This is a genomic window from Spirillospora sp. NPDC049652, assembly GCF_040675125.1.
In the GTDB taxonomy this organism is placed as follows: domain Bacteria; phylum Actinomycetota; class Actinomycetes; order Streptosporangiales; family Streptosporangiaceae; genus Spirillospora.
The window spans coordinates 1-1,194 of record NZ_JBFAOF010001507.1 but is presented as its reverse complement, the minus strand read 5'-3'; the positions used below and the strand labels follow the sequence as shown (position 1 = coordinate 1,194).

Annotated in this window: 2 protein-coding genes; both read right to left on the bottom strand. The window is 76.3% G+C overall.

Annotated features, from left to right (window positions below):
- Positions 1 to 716: sodium:solute symporter family transporter (locus AB0J52_RS41505; RefSeq protein ID WP_500188772.1), on the bottom strand; the 716-nt coding region annotated here is incomplete at its 3' end.
- Positions 717 to 804: 88 nt separating this feature from the next.
- Positions 805 to 1,194, bottom strand: a 390-nt coding sequence (locus AB0J52_RS41500; protein ID WP_500188770.1) for a hypothetical protein, incomplete at its 5' end; no start/stop codon positions are given.

The following is a 1,194-nucleotide window of genomic DNA, read 5'->3' as shown; positions in this document are numbered from 1 at the left end:
ACGGCGGTCGCCGCCGACACCCGGACGGCCGACTCGGTCTGCACCCGGATGGTCGTGGCCCGGCCGAACACCGGCGGGCCCGGGGGCGCGTCCGCGCCGTCCAGCCGCCAGAGCACCAGCAGCGCGGCCGCCGGGACGGCCATGGCGACCAGCTTCACCCAGAACTGGACGGCCTGGACGTCGGTGATGCTGCGCATCCCGCCGGACAGCGTCAGGACGAGCACGACCGCGACGACCAGGGCCCAGCCCGCCCAGACCGGCGCCCCGGTCAGCACCCGCAGCGTGACGCCCGCGCCCTGGAACTGCGGCAGCAGGTAGAACCAGCCGATGAAGCAGACGCAGGCCGACACCGTCCGCCGCACCGCGACCGACCCGAGCCGCCACTCGGCGAAGTCGGAGATCGTGTACGCGCCGGAGCGCCGCAGCGGCGCGGTGACGAACGCGACGAGCAGCACGAACCCGCCGGTCGCGGCGACCGGCAGCCAGAGCATGTCGGAGCCGTAGGCGAGGACGAGCCCGGCGGTGCCGAGGAACGCCGCCGCCGAGATGTACTCGCTGCTGATCGCCGAGGCGTTCCACAGCGGCGCCACGCCGCGCGAGGCGACCATCAGGTCGGAGGCGGTGGCGCCGGAGCGGCGGCCGACCGACCCGAACCCGAGCGTCGCGGCCACCACCGTCAGCACCGACAGCGCGACGGCGAGCGCGACCCCGGTCACCGTCGCCCGCCGCGCCGCGCCGTCCGCCCGCCCGGGCGCGCGTCCCGGACGGTCCGGAAACCCCGGACGGACGGGACGGCCCGACCGGTCATGAGCGGCCCACCAGGTGGGCGAAGTCGTGCTCGGCGGACTCGGCGAGCCGGGCCTGGCGGCGCGCGGCGAAGATCCACAGCGGCTGGATCCCTGCGGCGAGCTCCAGCCACGGCAGCGGCAGCCCGAGCAGGCGGGCGTGCGACTCGCCCGGCAGGAGCTCCAGCAACGGCAGCAGGGCGACGACCAGCAGCACCAGGCCGCCGGTGCACAGCGCCGTGCGGAGCTGGGCGCGGATCAGCGTGCGGGCGAACACCGCGCCGAGCTCGGTCTGCTCGTCCAGGTCGCTGGCGATGTTCCAGCCCGTCCCGGTGTACGGGCCCGAGTACGGCACTCCCTCGTCCGGCGGCGGGAGCGAGCGGGCGACGCGGGTGCGCGGGCTGGCGAC